The following is a 21,743-nucleotide window of genomic DNA, read 5'->3' as shown; positions in this document are numbered from 1 at the left end:
CCGAAAAACGGTGATCCAGTGCGTTACCCCGGGCTGGCAAATGGGACTCCCTTGGGGGCTCGAGAAAGGAGCTTGGACACTCCTCCCGACAAACAGGACCTCCTTTCTGCCGCGCTTCAGGGAGCACCAGCGTCCCGCCGGTTGCAGAGCTTTTGCCGGGACGAGGGCAATGGGGCCGACGAGGCGTCGGCGCTCCGTTCGACGACGCTACGTTCGTTGAGGAGCCTCTGGGGGGAAACGAGACGAAAAGACTCCCTTGAACCTTGCCCATCGCGCCAAATCTGCTCTCCTCGCCGACCGGTCCTTTTTCCCATGAATCCCCACATCGAGATCATCGCCCGCGAGACGGGCCTCAAGCTGTCCTCCGTCGCCGCTACCGCCAAATTGCTGGAGGAGGGCGGCACGGTGCCCTTCATCTCCCGCTACCGCAAGGAACAGACCGGCTCCCTCGACGAGGTCCAGATCACTCTCATCCGGGATCGGCTGGCCCAATTGGCAGAACTCGACAAGCGCCGCGAGGCCATTCTCAAGTCCCTGGAAGAACGCAGCCTACTGACCCCCGAGCTCAAGAAAAAGGTGCTCGCCGCCGAGACCCTCACCAAGCTGGAAGACGTCTTCGCCCCCTTCCGCCCCAAGCGCCAGACCCGGGCCACCAAGGCCATCGAGCGCGGCCTCACGCCCCTCGCCGATTGGCTGCTGGAAAATCAAGCGGCCGACCCTACAGAGGAGGCGGGCAAGTTCCTCGATGAGGAAAAAGAGGTCGCCACCGCCGAGGACGCCCTCGCGGGCGCCCGCGACATCATCGCCGAGCGCGTGGCCGACGATGCCGAGCTGCGCGGTCGGGTGCGCGAGATTTACGAAAAAGAAGCCGTCATTTCTTCCAAAGTCCTTTTCGGTAAGGAAGAAGACGCGGAGGCGCAGAAATTCCGGGACTACTTCGACTGGAGCGAGCCCTTTGCCAAAGTCCCCTCCCACCGACTCCTCGCCATGCGCCGGGGGGAGAAGGAGGGCTTCCTCTTTATGCGCGTCCATGTGCCCCTCGAGCGCGTGACCGATCAGGCTCTGCCGGATTGGGTCAGCGGCAAGGGTCCAGCGGCCGAGGAGGTGGCCAAGGCCGTGGAAGACGGCTGCAAACGCCTTCTCATGTCGTCGATGGAGACCGAGGCCCGGCTCCTTTCCAAGAAAAAGGCCGACGAAACCGCGATCACGGTTTTTGCCGACAATTTGCGCGAGCTCCTCCTCGCCTCCCCCCTAGGCGAGAAGCGCCTCCTCGCTATCGACCCCGGTTTCCGCACCGGCTGCAAGACCGTCGTCCTCGACCGCTCGGGCAAGCTCCTCCACGACACCGTGCTGCATTGCACCGCCGGATCGCAAAGCCAAATCCGCGCCGCCGCCGAGGAACTCCTCTCTTTGCTCAAAAAGCACCAGGTGGAAGCCATTGCCATCGGCAATGGCACCGCTTCGCGGGAGACGGAGTCCTTTGTGCGGCAGCTGAAAGTGACCTTGCCCATCATCGTGGTCAATGAAAGCGGTGCCTCCATCTACTCCGCCAGTGACGTGGCTCGCGAGGAATTCCCCGACCACGACGTCACCGTGCGCGGCGCGGTCTCCATTGGCCGTCGCCTGATGGATCCCTTGGCCGAGCTGGTGAAAATCGATCCCAAATCCATCGGGGTGGGTCAGTATCAGCACGATGTCGATCAACGGGCGCTCAAGAAGAGCCTCGACGACACCGTCATTTCCAGCGTGAACGCGGTGGGAGTGGAGGTGAACACCGCTTCCAAACAGCTCCTCTCCTACGTCTCCGGGCTGAACAGCACCCTGGCGGCCAATATCGTGGCCTACCGCGATGCCAACGGTCCCTTCGAGTCCCGCGAACAGCTCAAGAAGGTGCCCCGTCTGGGCGAAAAGTCCTTCGAGCAAGCGGCGGGCTTCCTGCGCGTGCGGGGTGGGGCCCATCCTCTGGATGCATCTGCCGTGCACCCCGAGCGCTACGCCCTCGTCGAGCAAATGGCCCGGGACGCCGGTTGCGCGGTGGAAGAACTGCTGGGCAACGAACGCGCCCGCAAGCAGATCGACTTGCAACGCTACGTCAGCGACGAAGTCGGGTTGCCCACTCTGGAGGACATCATGGCCGAGCTGGCGAAGCCGGGCCGTGATCCCCGCAAGCAGTTTGAGATTTTCTCCTTTGCGGAAGGGGTGGAAAAACCCGCCGACCTGCAGCCGGGGATGAAGCTCCCCGGGATCGTGACCAACGTGACCGCCTTTGGAGCCTTCGTCGACGTGGGGGTGCATCAGGACGGACTGGTCCACGTCAGCCAGCTCGCGGACAAGTTCGTGAGCGACCCGGCGGAAATCGTCAAGGTGGGTCAGAAAGTGAACGTCACGGTCACCGAGGTCGATCTGGCTCGCAACCGCATCTCGCTTTCCATGAAGGCCCGTCCCGAGCTGGAGGGAGAAAAGCGCGGCGGCGATCGGCGGGGCAGCTCCCAGAACCGCCCGCGTCCCCAGCGCAAGCAAGGCCAGCGCAATCAGAACCGCAAGCCCTCACAAAACGACGGCAATGATTGGTTCTCGATGGCGATGAAGAACGCCAAGAAAAAGTGAGCGGTGCCCCCCGGAGGCGACCGCTATTCTTTGGCAATGCTCACCCCCTTGAGAAGGGCGACCATCTCTTTCAGAGCTTGCTCGGCCTCCATTTTTCCGGGGCGTTCCACGGTGGCGGTGAGGTAAAATTGCTTGTCGAACACCCGCACCGCAGCGGGTTGACCGCCCTGCTCGAAGGTGTAGATGGGGCTGTCGGCCGCTGACTCCACTTTGGTAAAAGTCGTTTCTTCCGCCAAGCCGGGTCCCAGCACCACGGCGGGTTCTCCTCCCTCTTTGCTATACTCCATCCCCAAGGCGACCATGAACATGGGCTTGGCCATCATCACCACTGACCGCATGCTGGTCCAGGACTCCGAGCCGGTCACTTCGCCCGTGACCGCCCAGGTGTGAATGCCGGATTGACCATCAATCAAGGTCGCGGCTTTCACCTCAGCCGCAATCTGCGACTTCACCTCTTCGCCCCAAACCGAACCACTGGCCAGAAGGCCCAAGATTAACCATTTTCCAAGAAACTTCATATGTGTTGTGATCGAATTACTCTAACAGTAAAACCCTGGTGTCAATCATAGAGGAAGGAAGAAGCGCTGATCGTCGCAGACTAGCGAAACTCTCTTCTGGGAATCGAGAACCAAGATGGATGCGATACCGGAATGGAGCCGTTGCTTTTCCAAAAAAGTTCTCTCCCGTCCAGCAGCGTCCCTATCAGAAAAGCGCCGTCCCTCTGCGGTGCGAAAGCGGCTATTCCCCCTCAGCCAAGAACCGCTTCACCCGTGTTCCCATCCATGACTTTCCTCCCGGCGATTGAAAGCCGACGTGGCCTCCGGCAGACGGGATTTCGAGATGAAAAAACCGACTTTCCTCCGCTTCCTGGCGGGGATAGCAGCGGGGGCCGAGGAAGGGATCGTTGAGCGCATTGACGAGCAGGGCCGGGAGGCGGATATCCTTGAGGAAAGGGCGCGAACTGCTCCGCGCCCAATAGTCGGCGGCATCGCGAAAGCCATGCAGCGGGGCGGTGTAGCGGTCGTCGAACTGGCGGAAAGTGCGAATCTTCTCCACACCTGCGGGGAGCAGACGGGAGTCCTCGGGAAAGAGCTCGTGCTTGCGCTGGATTTTTTCCCGCAGGGTCTTGATGAAACGCCCCATGTAGACCTCGCGATTGAAGGCGGTATCGAGGGCTTCGGCCGAACACGCCAAATCGCAAGGCACCGAGAAGGTCACCGCGCGATGGAGGCGGGGATGGACTTGTCCGCCTTGCTCGCCGAGATATTTTAGGACCAGATTGCCCCCCAGGCTGAAGCCGACCAAATCAATCTGGCGCGCCGGATGGGTGGCCAGGGCATGGGCCACGACCGCCGCCAAGTCGGGGGTCGCCCCACTGTGATAGAACTGCGGGAGGCGATTGAGTTCTTCGCCACAACCGCGATAGCTCCATGCCAGGACATCCCAGCCGGCCTCGGCGAGCACCCCGCCGACCTCGCGAATGTAGCTGGCCCGGGCATGGGATTCCAGTCCGTGGCAAAAGATGACGAGCCGCTCATTGCCCCTCCGGCGCCATTGCAAATTGAGAAAATCGCCATCGGCCAGCTCCAAGGTCTCAGCCTCCGGAGTCAGGACGGGGCCACCCCGCCACAGGGCCGGGCCGATGGTCTGGCCATGGCCTCCCGGCAACCACCAGGGAGAGCGATAAGTCGATGCGGCAAGCAGAGGCACGGCGGGGCTTTAGCGGAAGGCTGGAGGAAGAACAAGCGCGCGAGCTTCCCGCGCAGATCGGTCTCCCCCCTCAGTCAGACTCCCTCGCGCGCCCTGAGGCTGTCTCTGCTAGCAGAAGAACGCGCGACGCACACCGGTGGCGAGGCCCGACTACTGCTGGGCCTCGACTCCGACGGTGCGATTGGGGATGGAACGGAGCTTGTGGCGACGGGTGCGGGGATCCTGGTAGATGCAAATCAAGGCCCGGCGGTCCGGCCGGTGAGCCCAGCGGGTGTTGGTCATATCCCGCCATTCGCCATCTTTTTGATATTGAAAAACGACGGGAAAAACTTCGCCGGGTTCTCCCTTGGCCACAAAGTCAATGGATTGGCCTGGGGAAAGGTTAGAGATGAGATTGTCGCCCACCCGGGCCCGCACGGCGGAATTAGTCATATTCACGATCAGACGCGTGCCGGGGCGAACTTTCTCACCATCGTTCTCCAGGACGAGGGCCTGGTAAGGCACCTTGGCTGAGGAGGGAGCTTTGGCCAGCATCACAAGGGGACTTTTCAAGTCGGCAGGCAAGCGCACTTCGGCCGCCAGCGGAGGCAGTTCCCCTTCTGCGGCCGGCCCGGGCTCGGTGTGAAAAGTCAAGACCCCGTCCACCACCCAGCCGGGGACCGGGCCCCGCAAGTTGGCGGTGGAGAGCCCCACCTCTTCGTAGGCCTCCGGGCCACTACGGACATAGATGGTCTTTTGCTTGGCGGCGTATTCAAAGGCGTAGACCGCGACAGAAACGGTTTTTCCTTCTTGGGCCGCAAGAGGCAAGAGGAGGGAGAGGAAGGCGAGGAGGAGGGTGCTTTTGGGAACAATCATGACAACTGGTTGGAATCGATTTCGTCCGGGTTCAACCACCGGAAGGACACTTGGCGGAAGCGGCGACCGAAGCGAATGTTGCTCTCGCTCTGCAGATCCACGGGAGAAGTGGTGGCCTCTTCACTTTCGTCAAGATACTCGGGGAAACGCTGCACGATGGCTTCGCACCAGGCCCGGGCGGCGACTTGTCCACTGGCGGTGAGGGATTCCCCATAAGCCCGGATGCGGAAGGTGTCGGACCGGGCGGTGAGAAGAGGAGCCAGCGGGGTGAGAACATCGGACTGGTTGAGGTAGCCCGCCGCGCCTTCAAAGACCGAGCCCACGGCAGCTTCCGGAAAGGCCGCCTGATCGGAAATCATATCGAATCCGGTGCCGTCCTCGCCAAACGTTTCTTCATCCAAGCCGGTATTGTCAATGGCGGTCTGGATGGCACCCGCGAGGGCAAGAGCCTTCTCGCTACTGACTTGGCGGTTGACGAACTCGGCCACAGACTGGAAGGGGCCGCGAGCGCGCACTTGCTCGACAATGGCTTCCGCGAGACGATCCACCTGCTCCTCGGTGAGGCGGTGGTGCCCCGACCAATCGGCGGGATTGGCATCTCCCGAGAGCCCGCCTTTTTCCTGTCCTGTAAGCGGGTAGAAGCGACTGGCCACCACGCCATAACCGTTGGTCGTGCCCAGGCTGGCCAGTTCTTCTTCCAAGCCGAGATTGGCATCCAGGACGGGCAGTTCCTCCTGCATAGCCGAGGAGAGAAAGACTTTCCAAGCCCGCTTGGAGGTGGAATTGATGTTGAAGCCCCCTTCCAGGAACAGGCGGGAGCCGATCTCGCGGGAGCCCTGGGAAAGATCACTGGTCAACTGGCTGGCGAGTTCCTTGGCCTCACTCTGATCCAGTCGGGTCACTGGGCGGAAGCGGCCGTTGGGAAGACTCTCTTGCCCTCGGAAAAAATACTCCAGGCGCTGCTCGGCGCTGAGGCTATCGGAAAGAGAGCCCCCCGAGCCAGAAGCGGCGGTGGAGAGGAAGTAATGGTCGAAGAGGGCCTCATTGGCGAGCACGTGATGGTCGAGGAAGGTGCGCTCACCCTCGTTAACCGACACCTCGTCGGGCGGCAAGAGAGAGGATGCGAAGGAGTTCCCCACAATCTGGGTCGTGAGCGGCAGTTGACCGGAATTATTCAAAGGAGCATGGCGGAACTGCCCCAGACTGACAGCTGGAGCCAAGGGCACTCCCCGGAAAGGAGCCAGAGTCATGCCCGTCTCCGAAGTCGTCCCGCGTCCTCCAAAGCCCCGGTTGCTCATAGGCTCGATCTCCACGGTGGGCGTCGAGTCCCAATCGGTCATCGGCTCCCAGACAAACTCATACTGATGGTGATGGAAGTCGTCCGGCTGCTCAAGAGATTGGCCGGCGCTGGAATAGCTGTTGAGCGGACCATTCTGCAACCAACCCTTGGTGGGGCGGCGGGAATCATAGCCGGTCTTCAGCTGGAGGGAGGCTACCAGGAAGGGCTGCTTGAACTGGGCGGCCACCGGGGGATCATTGCCCTGGTAGTCATCGGCCTTCACCCCGACGGGCACGCCCCGAGGCACCACGAATTCGGGCAGCTCGTCTTCGCTCAGCTCGGGCACTTCCTCTTCAAAGCCGGAGAAATCCTCGCCGTAATCGAGCTCGATGCTCCCAATCGTCCGGCTGCGGTCGCCCGGGGTGCCATACTTGAGGTAAGCGGTCGCCTCTTTGTTGTTCAGCTCGCGAAACTGATCCATATCGGCGACTTGGGGTTCAACCGAAACGGAAATACGATCTCCGACTTTGACCGGAATGGTTCGGGCCGGCTTGCCGTTGATGAGTCCACTGGATTTTCCCGAGGCATCCACCATCACGTTCATAGTCGAGACTCCGCCCACATTGGGAGAGCCGGTAGCCGAGCCTGCGGGCGGATTCCATCCGGGAAGCAGATCCAATCCCTCTTCCGCATACTGGTGACGGTAGTGCTTCTTGTGATTGTGGGCGGTGAAGACCAGATGTTCGCCGGGAGAGAGAACCAGATCCGTTCCCTCGGACAAGGAAGCCTTCAGATTGAGGCGGTAGTATTGATTCTTCGCGCTGGAAACCTCGCTCGAAACATAGGTGTTAGCGAAGTGTGTGGGTGTGGTGGAAATCTTGCGCCCATTTTTGCTGAGGCTGAAAGCCAACGGCACGCGATGGAGATCAAGCCGCATTTCCGAGAACTTCAGATTGACGTTGTAGGGGTTCCACAAGGTGATGATGGGGTCAATCACCAGCCAGGTGACATACTTATCCTCATCTGTGGCAGCCTCGTCTTGCTTCAGGGTATGCAGGGAGCCATGGTAGCCGAAGGAGGTGGAGAAAACGAACTGTGCTTTGGAGATCACGGGCAGCAGCTGCTCAGTGTGGAAGGAGTCCTCGCTGCGACCACGCGGTGGAGTCCAGGCAGTGGGGCGACCGACAAAAGAAGCCTCGGCCAGGGGGCTGTTTCCTCCCGTGAGCTTGTCAAAGAGCCGATAGTGGGAGTGGAGGATCTGCCAAGACGGATCCGGAGCGCCGAGGGCATTGGAACCCCGAAAGCGCTCGAGCGCTGAAGCCAGCGGCGATTCTTCGTCGGAATAAATGAAGCGGGAAGCGTAATCCGAAGGAAGCTCCTCTTCATCAAAAAGAAGAGACAAATCACGCGCAAATCCTCCGGCCCGCACATTGGTGAGGAGAGAGCGTGACCACGGCGTCAAATCATGAGCCGCCAAGTCTTCTTGGCTCACACCTGCGAGACGGGCGCTCTGCAGAGTAGCGATCCGGTCCGCGCTCTCGGGGTCTCCCAAGGCCGCGAACTCGGGCACGCCCTCAAAGGAAGAAGCCTCGCGAGCCAGGACCCGGTTGAGCTGCTCGGAGGCACGCTCCGGTTCGGTCACGGGCAGATTGAAGCGAGCCTTCACCCCTTCATCCATCACGGCAAAAGCATAACGGCCCTCTTCCCGCCCGGAAGCACTCCGCAGCGGCATCAAACCGCCCCGAACTTCTTCCGGACCATTCCAGAGAGAAATCGTCCGACCGGAAAGGGGTTGATCCAAGAAATCCGGGTCAGCGAGAGCCTGCGAATCAGCATGAGAAACCAGCCATTGGTAAAAGCCACCCTTTGCGGGCTCGGAGGGTTCCTGACCGGGCGTTCCTTCCTTGGCCTCGGCAAGAGAGTCTCCCCCCTCGCCGCGTTGCCAGCTTCCCCAGACGCCAGCGATGTGGCTTTGGCTCGCTTGCTCGCGGATGGACGAGGGAGCGCTCACCCGGCGATCCGGGCCCATGGTCTCTTGGAGCTCTCCCAAAGCGAGGGCCAGGGCCAGCCGGGCATTGGCGCGAGCTTCCAACTCAGCAGCGGCATTACTCGTCGACCGCACAACGCTGGAAGAGAGAGTGAGCAAGCCGACCGCCAACATTGAAAGAAGAACCATCATCGTCACAGTAACGATAAGACTGAAACCTCCCGAGGAGGGCGCACTGTGGGGATTTTTTTTGTTCGTGCTCTGTGATTTCATCGGTAACCTTTCTTGTTCTCTATCAAAAAAGTCAATCTCAAAAGAAGTTTGACAGCAAGCTCCGAGCAGGTATCGGGCCGAACGTGCCAAATATCGAGTTTTTTTTTCCGAAAGGTCACGAGATCGTCACTGAGGGTGTGAGAGGTAACCCTTGTCAGGCACCGCCCTTTGCCCAAAAAGTAAGGGATGTCGCGCCTCGTTGCCTTTCTGTCCTGCACCCTTTCCTTTGCCACCGCCGCTCCCCTCGAGCACCTCGTCTTTGCCTCTTGCCATAAGGAGGGACGGGAAGCTCCGGCCTTGGAGGCGATTGTGGCAAGCAAGCCCGATCTCTTCATCTGGATGGGGGACAATATTTATGGCGACAGCCGGGATGTGACCGTGTTGGAGGAAAAATACGCGCGCGTGCTGGCCAAGCCCCCTTACCAGACCCTGCAAGCGACCTGTCCCATCATCGGCACTTGGGATGACCACGACTACGGGGCCAACGATGCTGGCAAGGACTACCCGGTGAAGGAGGAATCGCAACGAGCCTTTCTCGACTTCCTCGGCGTGCCCCGGGACAGCCCCCGCCGCGAGCGCGAAGGGGTCTACGCCGTCCATGATTATGGCGAGGGCGAGCAACAGGTGCGGGTCATCCTTCTCGACACCCGCTACCACCGCGATTCGCTCGACAATCCCGCTGGCACCATCCTGGGCCAGGAGCAATGGCAGTGGCTGGAGAAGCAGTTGGCCGAAAGCAAAGCCGCCGTCAATATCCTCGTCTCCTCCATCCAAGTGCTTCCCGCCCAACATCGCTTCGAGAAATGGGCCAATTTTCCCAAAGACCGTGACCGCTTGCTGGGCTTGCTGGCGCGGGAGGAAATGCCTCCGGTGGTCATCCTGAGCGGCGATCGCCACCTGGCGGAGATCTCCCGCGATCTCGCGGTGGGCTACCCCCTCTACGACATCACCAGCAGCAGTCTCAACAGCAGCTTCGGAGGCAATACGGAGGAAGAAAACCAGCTGCGAGTGGGGGAAAACTTCGGGGCCAATAACTATGGCAGCTTGACCATCGACTGGCACCGCCAGCCCCCCGTCCTCACTGCCACCATTCACGACCAGAAGGGCCGCCCCCAGCGGGCCACCACCTTCCAGCTCCAACGTTGACAGCACTCCGGGCGGGTTTAGAGCTTGGAGACGATGAAGAAGTATCTCATTCAACCCGGAGAAGAAAGAATCGCTCTCACCGAGGATGCCGAGCCCGAAGCTGCCGCCGGAGAGGTAAAGATCCGCCTGCAGGCGGCCTCCCTGAACTACCGCGACATCCTGAACCGGAAATATTCCCGGGAAGCGATCGTGCCCTTTTCAGATGGGGCCGGCGAAGTGGTGGCGGTGGGCGAGGGCGTGAGCGAGCACCAAGTCGGCGACCGGGTGGTGGGACTTTTTTTCCCCAATTGGCTGGAGGGGCCCATCGATCGCGAGCTCCATGCCCAGGGCCGAGGCGGTGACAAATCCCATGGCATGCTGGCGGAATACGTGGTGGGCCCCGCGCACAGCTTTCTCCCCCTCCCCGCCCACCTCAGCTACGAGGAAGCGGCCACCCTGCCCTGTGCGGGCCTGACCGCCTGGCACGCGCTCTTTGAGACCCCCACCCCGGCGCAGAAGGGCGACACCGTCCTCATCCAGGGCACCGGAGGGGTCAGCATCTTCGCCCTCCAGCTGGCGGTGGCCTATGGTTTGCAGAGCATCGTCATCTCCAGCTCGGATGAAAAGCTGGCCCGCGTGCGCGAGATGGGAGCGACCCACACGCTCAACTACAAGACCACTCCCGATTGGGAAAAAGCGGTCTTCGAGCTCACCGGGAAAAAAGGCGTGGACCGGGTCATTGAGGTAGGGGGGGCGGGCACTCTGGAGAAATCCATGAAGGCGGCCCGCTTCGAGGGCGTGATCAGCCTCATCGGCGTCCTCACCGGACTTCAGGCCGAGGTCAATCCCTTCCCCATCGTGGGCAAGAGCCTCCGCGTCTACGGCATCTACGTGGGCAGCCGCACCATGCAGGAGAATTTCCACCGCGGCCTCAGTGAGCACGGCATCACCCCCATCGTGGACCGCGTCTTTCCCTTTGCCGAGGCCAATGCGAGTTACGACTACCAGCTCGGCGGCAGCCACTTTGGCAACATCGTGGTGAAGGGGCAGTGAGTCCGCAAAAGAGAGAGCCAGTCGTCATGGCGGGGAAATCGCCGGGCGGGCCCTCCCTTTGCAAGAAAAATGCGGCCGCTCCTCAGTCCACTCCATTGCTGCGGACGTAATACTCGGCCTCCAGATCGCCGAGCGCCTCGCGCAGTTTCTCGATTTCCTCCGCCGGGCCATGGAACTCGAGGCGATACATCTCGGAGATCGCTTTCGAGGCCTCGATGCACTCACCCACATTCTCGAGATGGCGCAGGACTGCATCGGCATCGGCATAGAGCTCGCGGCAGTAGGCCTGGTCCCCGCAATGGGTGAAGTCATAGCACAGGCAGCTCTCGCCCTCCGTGCGAGTGCGGGTGACGAAGTCGACGATCAGTTCATGGAAAGCCTTTTCCTCACCGGGATTGATTTTGAAGTAGGGATGGATGCTGACAGCACGGGACAATTGACTCATAACCCTGCTAAAGTGACCGCTCCGGGCCCAACGGCAAGCTCCGAGATGCCCGCGCCAGCGATGGCTTTGAAACTCAGCTCCCACACGGGCGAAATTTTTCAACCGCGGACAGAAGCCAGCCGTCTCCATCTCCTGGTGAGCAAACCCTCCTTCCTTCCCGCTGCAGGGGGACCTCCGGGACGGCTTTTCGGTTGCGCTTCTCTGCAACGAGGCCAGCTTGCGCGGCTTATGAAAGTTTACGGATATGCTACCCAAGGAGCCGAGGAGAATCTGGCCGCCGTTGCCTTTGAGCGCACCGATCCCCGCGAGGGAGAGGTCGCCATCAAGATCACCCATTGCGGGATTTGCCACTCCGACCTCCACCAGGCCCGCAACGACTGGGGCAACACGAAGTATCCCTGTGTGCCGGGGCATGAGATCGCCGGCGTCGTGACCGCCGTGGGAGCAGGAGTCAGCAAGTATCAGGAAGGCGACCGCGTGGGCATCGGCTGCATGGTCAACAGCTGCCAGGAATGCCCCTCCTGCGAAGCCGACGAAGAGCAGTATTGCTCCGGCCCCAAGAGTTGCACCCTGACCTACAACGGCTCGAAATTCCCCGACGGCAAGAATACCTATGGCGGTTACAGCACCGACATCGTGGTGCGGGAGGAGTTCGTGGTGCGGGTGCCGGATGAGCTCGACCAGGCCAAGGTGGGCCCCATCCTCTGCGCCGGCATCACCGTCTATGCCCCCATGAAAAAGCTGGGCTTGAAAGTGGGCCAGACCCTCGGGGTGGCCGGGATTGGCGGGCTTGGCCACATGGCCGTCAAGCTGGGCAAAGCCCTCGGAGCCAAGGTAGTGGCCTTTACCCGCAATGAGGAGAAGAAGGACGAAATCCTCGCCATGGGGGCTGACGAAGTGGTCATCAGTAAGAACGAGAAGGAGATGGAAGCCGCCGCGATGAGCCTCGACATGCTCATCGACACCATTCCCGTGGCGCACGACATCGCCCCCTACATCGCGCTCATGGCCCCCAACAGCCACCTCGTGGTGGTGGGCAATCTGGAGTCCTTCCCCGAGTTCTCCCCCGCCCCACTCATCTTCCACGGCATCTCCATCCACGGCTCCCTCATCGGCGGCATCGCCGATACCCAGGAGGTGGTGGATCTCTGCGCCCAGCACGGCATCACCCCCGCGACCAAGCTCATCTCCATTGAGGAGGTCAACCAAGCCTACGACGAGCTGGCTGCAGGTGGTGGCAATGACTTCCGCCACGTCATCGACCTGGAAACCCTGCGCGAGCTGGAGGCGGTGCGGGAGGGCTCGGCCCCGGAAATCCCCGCCCCCGACCGGGGCGAGGTGGTGGGCCGCCACTAGCCCCCCTCCCGGAAAAATTCCTTTCCCCATCCCAAAGACCCGCATCCCTCCAGGCCAGGGATTGCGGGCTTTTTTATCAACCCTTCTGAGAAGGCGGTGCTGGGGAGATCACAAAATTCATAAAACTCTGCGGAAGAAACTGCGGTTGAGACAGGGAGTTAACAACCCCCTTCCATCATGAAAAGCTACCTTCTGCCACTGATTCTCTTCCTTTTCACCTTTCCCCTGACCTTGTCAGCGGCTCCCAATATCCTCATCGAGGGCTGGGATGGTGCCTTCTGGCCCAATATCAGCGACAACGATCATAACCCCAATCAACAAGTCACCGACTTTGACTCCGTCTGGGGCAATGAGATCAAGAACCGGCAGTACCGCATCCGCAATACGGGCAACCAGAATCTGGTCATCTACGTCAATGACAACAGCCCCTCCAGCACGTCCTCCCAGTTCACCTTCCCCGGCTTTCCCAGCTCGAATTTCAGCATCGCGCCGGGCAATGAGCTGGAGTTCACCATCCGCTATCGCCCGGTCACCGCCTCCCGCACGGCCACCATTCGCATCGATAGCAATGACCCCGACGCCGAGAGCACCTACACCTTCGCGGTCACTGGCGAGGGGAGGCTGGGAGAGGCCTCGGTCTACTACAAGCTCAACAACTCCAATGACACCAGCGATCACCGCATCGTGAATGATGAAGACACCACCCCCAGCACGAACAATGGCACCAACTTTGGCGCGGTCGAGGCCGGCCAGCACAAGGACCATCACTTCTACATCCGCAACAGCTCCGGGGCGAGCGATCCACTGCGCATCCGGGCCCCACGCCTCTCCGGCAGCGGGGCCAGTCACTTCGAGATTCGCAGCCTCGGCACCAGCAATCTGGGCGTGGGCAACAATCGCGATTTCCACATCCGCTTCAAGCCCACCAGTTCGGGAACCAAGACCGCGACCTTCACTTTTGACAACAATGATGCCAATGAGAATCCCTACAGCTTCACCATCACCGGCGTGGGGGTAGCAGAACCCGAGATTGCAGTGGAAGGGAAGCGCAATGGAGTAGGCACCACGCTGGATCCGGTCTTTGACGGAACCACCTCCTCCTCAAGCAGCAATGGCACCCTCTTCAACGACACCAATGTGGGAGACGAACGGCGTTCGACCTTCCGCATATCCAACACCGGCAACCAGAATTTGACCATCAGCAACCGGTCCTTCAGCGGCACGGGAGCGAGCCACTTTCTCACGGCCGGATTTCCCGCCAACAGCACCATCGCGCCGGGCAATCACGAGGAATTCGAGGTCATCTTCCGTCCCACCTCCAGCGGAGCCAAGACTGCGGTATTGAGCTTTGGTAATAACGACAGCAATGAGGACCCCTTCAGCTTCACCCTCCGGGGGACGGCCCACGCGCCGGAAATCCGCATCGCGGGCCGGCCGAATGAGTTGACCGGCTTCGACAATATTGCGAATGGAGAGACCACGCCCCGGGAGATCGAGGGAACGGACTTCGGGCGGGTGCGGGTGGAAGGGAACACGAGCAACGTCAATCACTTCAAGATCGTCAATGATGGCAGCCAGGGGCTGAACATCTCCAATCCCCGCCTCGTGGGACCTCACTCGAGCGACTTCAGCTTCAGCGGAGTGAATTCCGCCTTCAACATCGCAGCGGGCAACGAGCGGGAGTTTACCATCACCTTCAATCCTACAGCCGAGGGAGTGAGAAATGCGACCTTCCTCATTAATAGCAATGACCCCGACGAGCCGTTCTACTCCTTCGCCTTGCAGGGGGAAGGATATGGCTTCCCCGAGATTCGGGTGCAGGGACGACAAGAGTCCCATCCCGGCAATCCGACCCCGACCCTGACGGAGATTAGTGATGGCAAGACCGTCACCGAAGTCAAAGACGGCACCGAATTGCCCACCACCAAGGTCGGAGAGTCCTCCGAAATGGTGGTGCGTGTGCACAATGACGGCGATGTCGCCCTCGACTTTGGCACCCGCACCTTTGCAGGAAGCGGCGCGAGCCAGTTCAACACCGTGGGTTTCCCCACCAATGGCGCTCTTGATCCGGGTTCGCAGATCGAGTTCCGCATCCGCTTCACGCCCACCAGCTTCGGCACCAAGACCGCGACTTTTTCCTTTGGTAACAGCGATGCCGGGGAAGATCCCTTCAACTTCAACCTCTCCGCTCTGGCGGAAGCGCCCGAAATGGAGCTGGCAGGCCGGGCCCCGGACAATGTCTTCCGTGCCATTGCGGATGGCGACCTGAGCCCCTCCCAGACCAACGGCACCGACTTTGGCAACACCAACGTCACCGGCACCCAGGCGCAGCGGCTCTACCGCATCACCAACACCGGCAACAGCAACCTCAACATCAGCGGGCGCAACTTCAGTGGGCCGGCCGCCGGGGACTACTCGGTCTCCGGGCTCTTCGCAGGCAACCCCTTTGTCAATATCGGGCCCGGCGAGTCGCAAACCTTTACCATCACCTTTGATCCCTCGACGGAAGGGCCCCGCGACGCGGTCTTCAGTATTGAGAACAACGACCCCAACGAGGATCCCTACAACTTCGCCCTCACCGGATTTGGCATTGGCTTTCCCGAGATTCGGGTGCGGGGACGGCAGGAGGCGCACGGTGGCAACCCCACCCCGACTTTCTCCGAAATCGCCGATGGCGACACCACCCCGCGCGCGGCCGACGGCACCCGCTTCCCCGACACCCGGGCACAGGACGGGCCGACCTTCGAGGATCCCTTCATCTCCCGCTTCCGCATCCATAATGACGGGGACGGCGACCTCGAAATCGGCTCCCCAAGCCTCGCCGGCAACCATCCCGACCAGTTCACCCTCGAATTCTTCCCCAACGGCCACACCCTCGCCATCGGCGAAAGTGTCGACTTCCGCGTCCACTTCGTGCCCACCTCCTTTGGGGAAAAGAGCGCGGTGCTGAGCTTCACCACCAATGATGAGGATGAAAGCCCCTTCAACTTCACCCTCTCAGGCCGGGCGGAAGCTCCCGAAATCTCGGTGCGCGGCGGCGGGGCCTCCTTCAGCGAGGTCATTCCCGATGGAGACGCCACCCCACAGGCCTCGGACGGCACTCTCTTTGGCGAAGTCAACCCCGAAGGAGGCTCCCTCATCGTGCCCTTCCGCATCTACAACACCGGCAATGTCACCCTGCGCATTGTCGACAAGAACGTCTTCGGGCCCGATGCCGCGGACTTCACCATTCGCAGCCTGAACCCCAATCCCATTGCCACCACCATCGGAGCGGGAGATTACAAGGAGTTCGAGATCGAGTTCGATCCCTCGGACAAGGGCACCCGCACCGCCACCATCCGCCTAGATAACGATGATCCGAACGAGAATCCCTACACCTTCATGGTGCAAGGCATCGGAGCAGACCCCGACGCGACGCCCGAAATCGTGGTGCTCGGCACCAACCTGCAGCCCATCACCATCGGGGACTCCTCCCCCAGCTCGCAGGATGGCACCGACTTCGGCAGTCCCGTAGAGGGCAGCTCTCCGCTCACCCGCACCTTCACCATCCGCAACACCGGCGATACCCTGCTGGAAATCTACGCCATCTCCACCGTCAACAACCACTACACCGCCACCACTCCCGCAGCCATTGCGGAGGGCAGTCAAGAGACCTTCACGGTGACCTTCGACCCCGCCGAGGCCGGCTCTCAACAGGGGCAGATCTCCATCTTCTCCAATGACCCCACAGCCTCGCAGTTCACTTTCGCGGTCACCGCCGAGGTCACCGCGACGAACACCTCCGACCCGGAAGTCACCGCCATGGAGATCGACGGCGACGACATCATCCTCACCGCCAATTTGCCGGAGGGGCGCACCTTCAGCCTGATGCAAAGCACCACCTTGCAGGAGAACAGCTGGAGCACGGTTCCCGGTCACGCCAATCTGTCCGGCTCCGCCGATGCGGTGGAAATCACCCTGAGCGATTTTATCGATTCCGCGGAAAATCCCCGTCTCTTCTTCCGGTTGGTAGAACGGGCCCAATAACGCACGCCCCATTTCCCCCCCCTCCAGAGACCGTGTCCGTTCTTCCCCCCTCGGACACGGTCTTTCTTTTTTTTCTCTCCCCGCACTCCCCGCGAAGCTTGCATTTTCCACCCCCGCCCTCCACTGCGGAGGCGCGCTCCATGACTTGGCTTTTTCTCACCTTGCTCTCCGCCATTCTGCTGGGGTGCTATGATTTTTTGAAGAAATCGGCACTGCGCGACAACGCCGTGCTCCCCGTCATCTTCGGCGGCATCGCAGCGGGAGCCCTCGCCTGGATTCCCTTCATTCTCTGGTCCGCCCTCGCCCCCGCCAGCCTCCCCCACCCCGCTCTGCACGTGACCGCTCTTTCCGGTCTGGAGCACCTGCTCCTGCTGGCCAAATCCGCCCTCGTGGTCGCCTCCTGGATCTTCGGCTACCTCGGACTCAAGGCCCTCCCCCTTTCCATCGCCACTCCCATCCGCGCCACCAGCCCGCTCTGGACCATTCTCTTCGCCATTCTCCTCTTTGGGGAAAGCCCCAGCCTGCGCCAGTGGACCGGCGTGGCCATCATCCTCACCAGCTTTTTCTTCTTCTCGGTCGTCGGCAAGCGGGAGGGCATCCACTTCCATCGCAGCAAGCCCGTCTACCTCATCATCGCGGCCACCATCCTGGGCTCTTGCTCGGCCCTGCTGGACAAATACCTCCTGCAAAACATTGCCCTCACCGCCACCGAGGTCCAGGCCTGGTTCTCGCTCTACTCCGCCCCCGTCATGTTCCCGGCCCTGCTCTGGTGGCGCGGACGGGCCGACCGCAACCCCTTCGAGTTCCGCTGGACCATCCCCGCCATTGGCTTGACCCTGCTGGCGGCGGACTGGTTTTACTTCACCGCCATTGCCCAGCCCGAGGCCCTGATCTCCCTCATTTCCCCCGTGCGCCGCTCGGCGGTGGTGGTCTCCTTCGCCCTCGGCATCCTCCTCCTCGGCGAACAATTCCGCTTCAGCAAGCTCCTCGCCGTGCTCGGCATTCTGGCCGGGGTTTTCTTGCTGGCCTGATTTCTCACGCTGCCTTCTGAACAGCAAGTTCGCGGGAAAAGTCACAAAATCGTCACCACTTCCAGCGGGAAAAATGAAATCCAGACTGGCACTTTCGCCAGCCTGTCATGGCCGCCATTCCCACCAAGCTTTCCTTTTCCCGCTGGACTTTCATCGCGGTCATCTCTGCCTTCGTGACTTACTACTGCATGTATGCCTTTCGCAAACCCTTCGCAGTCCTGGCCTTCGAGGGCGACTGGTGGGGCGGCTTTGCACTCAAAACCGCTATCGTCACCGCACAATTGCTTGGCTACGTCACGGCCAAATTCCTCGGCACCAAGGTCTGCTCCAGTTTGGAACGAAACCACGTTTTCCCCGCCCTTCTCACCTGCATCCTCGTGGCCCTAGGCACCCTCGCCCTGCTGGCCATCCTCCCCCCCAGGCTCGGCGTCCTCGCCATGGTCATCAATGGCCTCTCCCTCGGCATGGTCTGGGGAATGGTCATGCGCCCTCTGGAAGGTCGTGGCAATTCCGAATTTCTCCTCGCAGGCCTCTGCTGCTCCTTCATCATCGCCAGCGGAGACGTCAAATCAATGGGCAGCCGCGTGCTCGCCTCCGATTTTTTCAACCAAACCTTCGGCTCTGATCTCTGGATGCCCTTCGCCACCGGGCTCATCTACCTCCTGCCCTTTCTCCTCGCCGCCTACTTTCTTGGCAAAGTCCCCGCCCCCAATCCACAGGAGGTAGAGTCCCGCAGCGAACGCAAGGCCATGAGCCCGGCGGACCGCCTTCTTTTCTTGAAGAAACTGGCCCTCGTCCTCATCCCACTCGCCCTCACCTACTTCCTGCTCACCGCCTTCCGCGACTACCGTGACAATTTCCAAGCCGATCTCTTTCTGGAAGTGGGAGTGGATCCCGAAAAACACCAGGATGCCTTCGCAAACTCCGAACGCATCATTGCCTTCTCGGTCGTGGCCATTGTCTCCCTCGTCATTCTCATCAAGCGCCACCTCACCGCTTTGCAAACGACCCACCTCGTGATGGCGCTTTCCCTCCTCCTCCCGGCCGGATCCATTCTTCTCCGCGAAGCCGGCCTCATCGATGGTTTTACCTGGATGATCCTCAGTGGTCTCGGCGCCTACCTTCCCTACATCCTCGTTCACTGCGTCATTTTCGAGCGGCTTGTCGCCTTCACTAAGGTGCCCGGCAATGCCGTCTTTGCCATGATGCTTTTTGACGGACTCGGCTACCTCGGCCCCATCATCATCATTCCCTTGGGCGATATCATCGGAGGGGAGTCGCGGCTGGCGACCTTCGACATCTTGACCTACACCCTCGCCGCAGTGGGCGTGACCGGCATGGTCGCCTGTCTGCTCCTGACCCCACGCTACCGGCAAAAGCAAGCCGCCGAAGCAAAAGGGGCTCTTCCCGAACTCTCATGAAAGTTGAACTCGTGGTATTTGATATGGCGGGCACCACCGTCGATGAAGACAATGTCGTCTACAAAACCGTCCAAAGCACCCTCACCGAGGCTGGCTACCAAGTCAGCCAAGAACAAGTCCTGGCGGCCGGAGCAGGTAAGGAAAAGTCGCAAGCCATTCACGACGTCCTCACCCTCGTCGGTCCCGCCCCCAGCGATGAAACGGTCCAGGCCCTCTTTGCCAACTTCCAGAAAAATCTCGCCCGAGCCTACCAGGAGCTCGATGTCCGGGAGCAGCCCGGGGCAGCGGCATGCTTCGCCACCCTCCGCGCTGCCGGAGTGAAGGTCGTGCTCAATACCGGCTACAATCGGGCCACCGCCGAGGGACTCCTCGCCAAGCTCGACTGGCAAATCGGGCGCGACCTCGACGACCTGGTGACTGCTTCCGATGTCGCCCGCGGCCGTCCCCACGGCGACATGATCGAGCTGGCCATGAGCCGCCAGGGCCTCTCCGACCCCGCCAAAGTCGCCAAAATCGGAGACTCCGCCATCGACATCGAGGAAGGTCACCGCGCCCACTGCGGATTCACCTTTGGCATCACCACCGGAGCACAAACCCGCGAACAACTGACCGCCGCCCGGCCCACTGCCATCGTGGCCAGTCTTGCGGAAATGACCGCCCTCCTCGCCTAGCGCAAGCCCACCGCCGAGCGCACGCGGGTGAGGACCTTGGAGGCCTCCTCGCGAGCGCGCTCCGCGCCTTCAGCGAGAATTTTCTCCACGTAGGCCTCATCCTTTTCCAGCTCCTCCCGGCGCTCGCGCATGGGCGCGAAGTAATCCCAATAAGCATCGAAGAGGCGCTGCTTGAGATCGCCATAACCAAAGCCCCCGGCCTCGAAGTCGGCCTTCAGCTGCGCTCGCTCGCTCTCGCTGGCAAAGAAGCGGTATAGGTCGAGAATGATGGAATTCTCTGTCGGCTTGGGAGCCTCGATAGGCGTGGAATCGGTCTCGATCTTCATCACCAGCTTGCGCATCTTTTTCTGGGGTCCAAAGATGGGAATGGTGTTGTTGTAGCTCTTGGACATTTTTTGCCCATCCAGCCCCGGCACCTTGGCCACATCCTCGCGGATGCGCGCTTCCGGCAGCACCAGCGTGCCCTCGCCGTAGAGGTCGTTGACCTTGCCCACCAAATCGCGGGTCACCTCCAAATGCTGCTTCTGGTCCTCGCCCACCGGGACCAGATTGGCATCGTAGAGCAGGATGTCCGCCGCCATCAGCACGGGATAAGCAAAGAGGGCGTGATTCGCCGATAGCCCCTTGGCAATCTTGTCCTTGTAAGAATGGCAGCGCTCCAGGAGCCCCATGGGACAAACGGTGGAGAGCACCCAGGCCAGCTCATTAACCTCCGGAACATCGGCCTGGCGAAAGAAAACCGCCTTAGCCGGGTCCAGCCCGCAGGCGAGGAAATCGAGGGCCAGCGAGCGCACATTCTCGCGCAAAGCCACCGGATCCCCGGTCGAAGTCATGGCATGATAGTTGGCGATGAAATAGAACGCCTCGCCCTCCTCCTGAAGACGCACGGCGGGTTCCATCGCCCCGAAGAAATTGCCAATATGGAGTCGGCCGGAAGGCTGCAGCCCGGTAAGAATTCGCATGCCCGACCTCATAGCGAGGGAATCCCAGCGGGAAAAGCGCGAAGTGGCCCGGGTCCTACTGCCAGCCTGCACCATTGTCTTCCCCCATCCATTTGCAAATGATGCCGGAGGTGACCCACCTCTTGCAAACCCTGGCTGACATCGCCACCGAGAGCGATCTGCCCGTCCTCCTCATCGGAGGCCATGCCGTGACCGCGCTGGGTTGCCCGCGCAGCACCTTTGACATCGACCTCCTCATTCCTCGCCAATCGGCTCCAGACTGGGAAGCCGTCCTCGCCAAGCTGCAATATCGCACGTTTCATCGCTCCGAACAGTTTCTCCAGATGGAGGGGACCGACGAACTTCCCCTCCCTCCCATCGACTTCATGCTCGTGGACGAAGAGGTCTTCGAACAACTCCACGAGTCGCGGTTTTCGGCCCAACCTCTCGCTACTCCGGGCGTTCTTCCCCTCATCGCACTCAAGCTCCACGCCATCCGACAACCCACGCGCGACAATATCGAAAAAGATTGGCAGGACATTTTCTCGCTCATCCGGGCCCACGGACTGACTCTCGACAACTCCGACCTCCGCGCTATTGTTCTACGACATGGAGGAGAAAGAGCCATCGAACGGATCCAAACCGAACTCGGGTGAGTTTCTTGATCTCCCTCCTGTCCCTGCTGGCGAAGGCCCTCGTCCGCACCGGGTGCGTTTTCTCAATCCCATTGACGTCGACAACTACTTCCGTCCTCTCATAAAAAATCCCCCCTCCGCCGAAGAACGCTGGGCCCGCAAAGCCGACGCCGAACCCTTCGAGGGCGTTTGAAGGAGCCATCGTTCGGAAGGTCTGTTTTTCGTCGCAGAGCCGCTGAGACACCGAGTTCCACAGAGCTAAGTCCTCCAAAAAAACTCCGCGCACCTCCGCGACTCTGTGTCTCTGCGTCAAAAAAACCCCAACCTC

16 protein-coding genes are annotated in these 21,743 nt (G+C 61.0%); 9 read left to right on the top strand and 7 right to left on the bottom strand.

The genetic code is table 11. The annotated features are described in order from the left end of the window. Positions 1–312: 312 nt before the first annotated feature. Entirely contained in the window at positions 313–2,607 is a 2,295-nt protein-coding gene (locus tag JIN78_RS15425) for a Tex family protein (RefSeq protein WP_200392892.1), read from the top strand. A 23-nt stretch (positions 2,608–2,630) separates the two neighbouring features. On the opposite strand, the gene JIN78_RS15420 is transcribed toward JIN78_RS15425, so the two are convergent. The 4 genes from JIN78_RS15420 to JIN78_RS15405 form a co-directional block, all read right to left on the bottom strand. Beyond that, positions 2,631–3,125 (bottom strand): hypothetical protein, encoded by a 495-nt coding sequence (locus JIN78_RS15420; protein WP_200392891.1) that lies wholly within the window; start codon positions 3,123–3,125, stop codon positions 2,631–2,633. A gap of 220 nt (positions 3,126–3,345) precedes the next feature. After that, entirely contained in the window at positions 3,346–4,317 is a 972-nt protein-coding gene (locus JIN78_RS15415) for a YheT family hydrolase (RefSeq protein WP_200392890.1), read from the bottom strand. A 150-nt stretch (positions 4,318–4,467) separates the two neighbouring features. Continuing rightward, positions 4,468–5,172 (bottom strand): hypothetical protein, encoded by a 705-nt coding sequence (locus JIN78_RS15410; protein ID WP_200392889.1) that lies wholly within the window; start codon positions 5,170–5,172, stop codon positions 4,468–4,470. After that, on the bottom strand, positions 5,169–8,630 hold the full coding sequence (locus JIN78_RS15405) for a hypothetical protein (RefSeq protein ID WP_200392888.1): 3,462 nt from the start codon (positions 8,628–8,630) through the stop codon (positions 5,169–5,171). The genes JIN78_RS15410 and JIN78_RS15405 overlap by 4 nt, the downstream gene beginning before the upstream one ends. Before the next feature lie 267 nt (positions 8,631–8,897). Here JIN78_RS15405 and JIN78_RS15400 point away from each other — a divergent pair, with 267 nt between their 5' ends. Next, positions 8,898–9,857 (top strand): alkaline phosphatase D family protein, encoded by a 960-nt coding sequence (locus tag JIN78_RS15400; RefSeq protein ID WP_200392887.1) that lies wholly within the window; start codon positions 8,898–8,900, stop codon positions 9,855–9,857. A 33-nt stretch (positions 9,858–9,890) separates the two neighbouring features. Then, entirely contained in the window at positions 9,891–10,889 is a 999-nt protein-coding gene (locus JIN78_RS15395; protein WP_200392886.1) for a zinc-dependent alcohol dehydrogenase family protein, read from the top strand. An 82-nt stretch (positions 10,890–10,971) separates the two neighbouring features. Here the strand turns inward: JIN78_RS15395 and JIN78_RS15390 are convergent, their stop codons facing one another. Next, positions 10,972–11,334 (bottom strand): putative quinol monooxygenase, encoded by a 363-nt coding sequence (locus JIN78_RS15390; protein WP_200392885.1) that lies wholly within the window; start codon positions 11,332–11,334, stop codon positions 10,972–10,974. 228 nt (positions 11,335–11,562) lie between these two features. Between JIN78_RS15390 and JIN78_RS15385 the strand changes: the two genes are divergently transcribed. The 5 genes from JIN78_RS15385 (at position 11,563) to JIN78_RS15365 (ending at position 19,839) form a co-directional block, all read left to right on the top strand. Next, positions 11,563–12,690: an NAD(P)-dependent alcohol dehydrogenase gene (locus JIN78_RS15385; RefSeq protein WP_200392884.1), complete on the top strand. Its 1,128-nt coding sequence runs from the start codon at positions 11,563–11,565 to the stop codon at positions 12,688–12,690. 177 nt (positions 12,691–12,867) lie between these two features. Further along, positions 12,868–16,716, top strand: a complete 3,849-nt coding sequence (locus tag JIN78_RS15380) for a choice-of-anchor D domain-containing protein (protein ID WP_200392883.1) — start codon at positions 12,868–12,870, stop codon at positions 16,714–16,716. A gap of 140 nt (positions 16,717–16,856) precedes the next feature. Beyond that, the gene (locus JIN78_RS15375; protein WP_200392882.1) at positions 16,857–17,747 is read left to right on the top strand and encodes a DMT family transporter; all 891 of its coding nucleotides are present in this window, start codon (positions 16,857–16,859) and stop codon (positions 17,745–17,747) included. Positions 17,748–17,854: 107 nt separating this feature from the next. Further along, positions 17,855–19,168 (top strand): DUF5690 family protein, encoded by a 1,314-nt coding sequence (locus JIN78_RS15370; RefSeq protein ID WP_200392881.1) that lies wholly within the window; start codon positions 17,855–17,857, stop codon positions 19,166–19,168. Next, a complete protein-coding gene (locus JIN78_RS15365; protein ID WP_200392880.1) occupies positions 19,165–19,839 on the top strand; it encodes a phosphonatase-like hydrolase in 675 nt (224 codons plus the stop codon). Before JIN78_RS15370 ends, JIN78_RS15365 begins: the two co-directional genes overlap by 4 nt. Here the strand turns inward: JIN78_RS15365 and trpS are convergent. Next, complete coding sequence (trpS, locus tag JIN78_RS15360; protein ID WP_200392879.1) at positions 19,836–20,801, bottom strand: tryptophan--tRNA ligase; 966 nt, start codon at positions 20,799–20,801, stop codon at positions 19,836–19,838. The genes JIN78_RS15365 and trpS overlap by 4 nt on opposite strands. A gap of 74 nt (positions 20,802–20,875) precedes the next feature. On the opposite strand from trpS, the gene JIN78_RS15355 reads away from it, so the two are divergent. Beyond that, complete coding sequence (locus JIN78_RS15355) at positions 20,876–21,436, top strand: hypothetical protein (protein ID WP_200392878.1); 561 nt, start codon at positions 20,876–20,878, stop codon at positions 21,434–21,436. Here JIN78_RS15355 and JIN78_RS17370 read toward each other — a convergent pair. Then, on the bottom strand, positions 21,375–21,743 hold a 369-nt coding region (locus tag JIN78_RS17370), incomplete at its 5' end, for a hypothetical protein (protein ID WP_234038031.1). The two genes, JIN78_RS15355 and JIN78_RS17370, sit on opposite strands and share 62 nt — an antisense overlap.

It is taken from the genome of Roseibacillus ishigakijimensis, assembly GCF_016595415.1.
Taxonomy (GTDB): Bacteria; Verrucomicrobiota; Verrucomicrobiia; order Verrucomicrobiales; family Akkermansiaceae; genus Roseibacillus; species Roseibacillus ishigakijimensis.
Note: the sequence above shows the minus strand (reverse complement) of the source record. Positions and strands in the feature narration are given on the sequence as shown.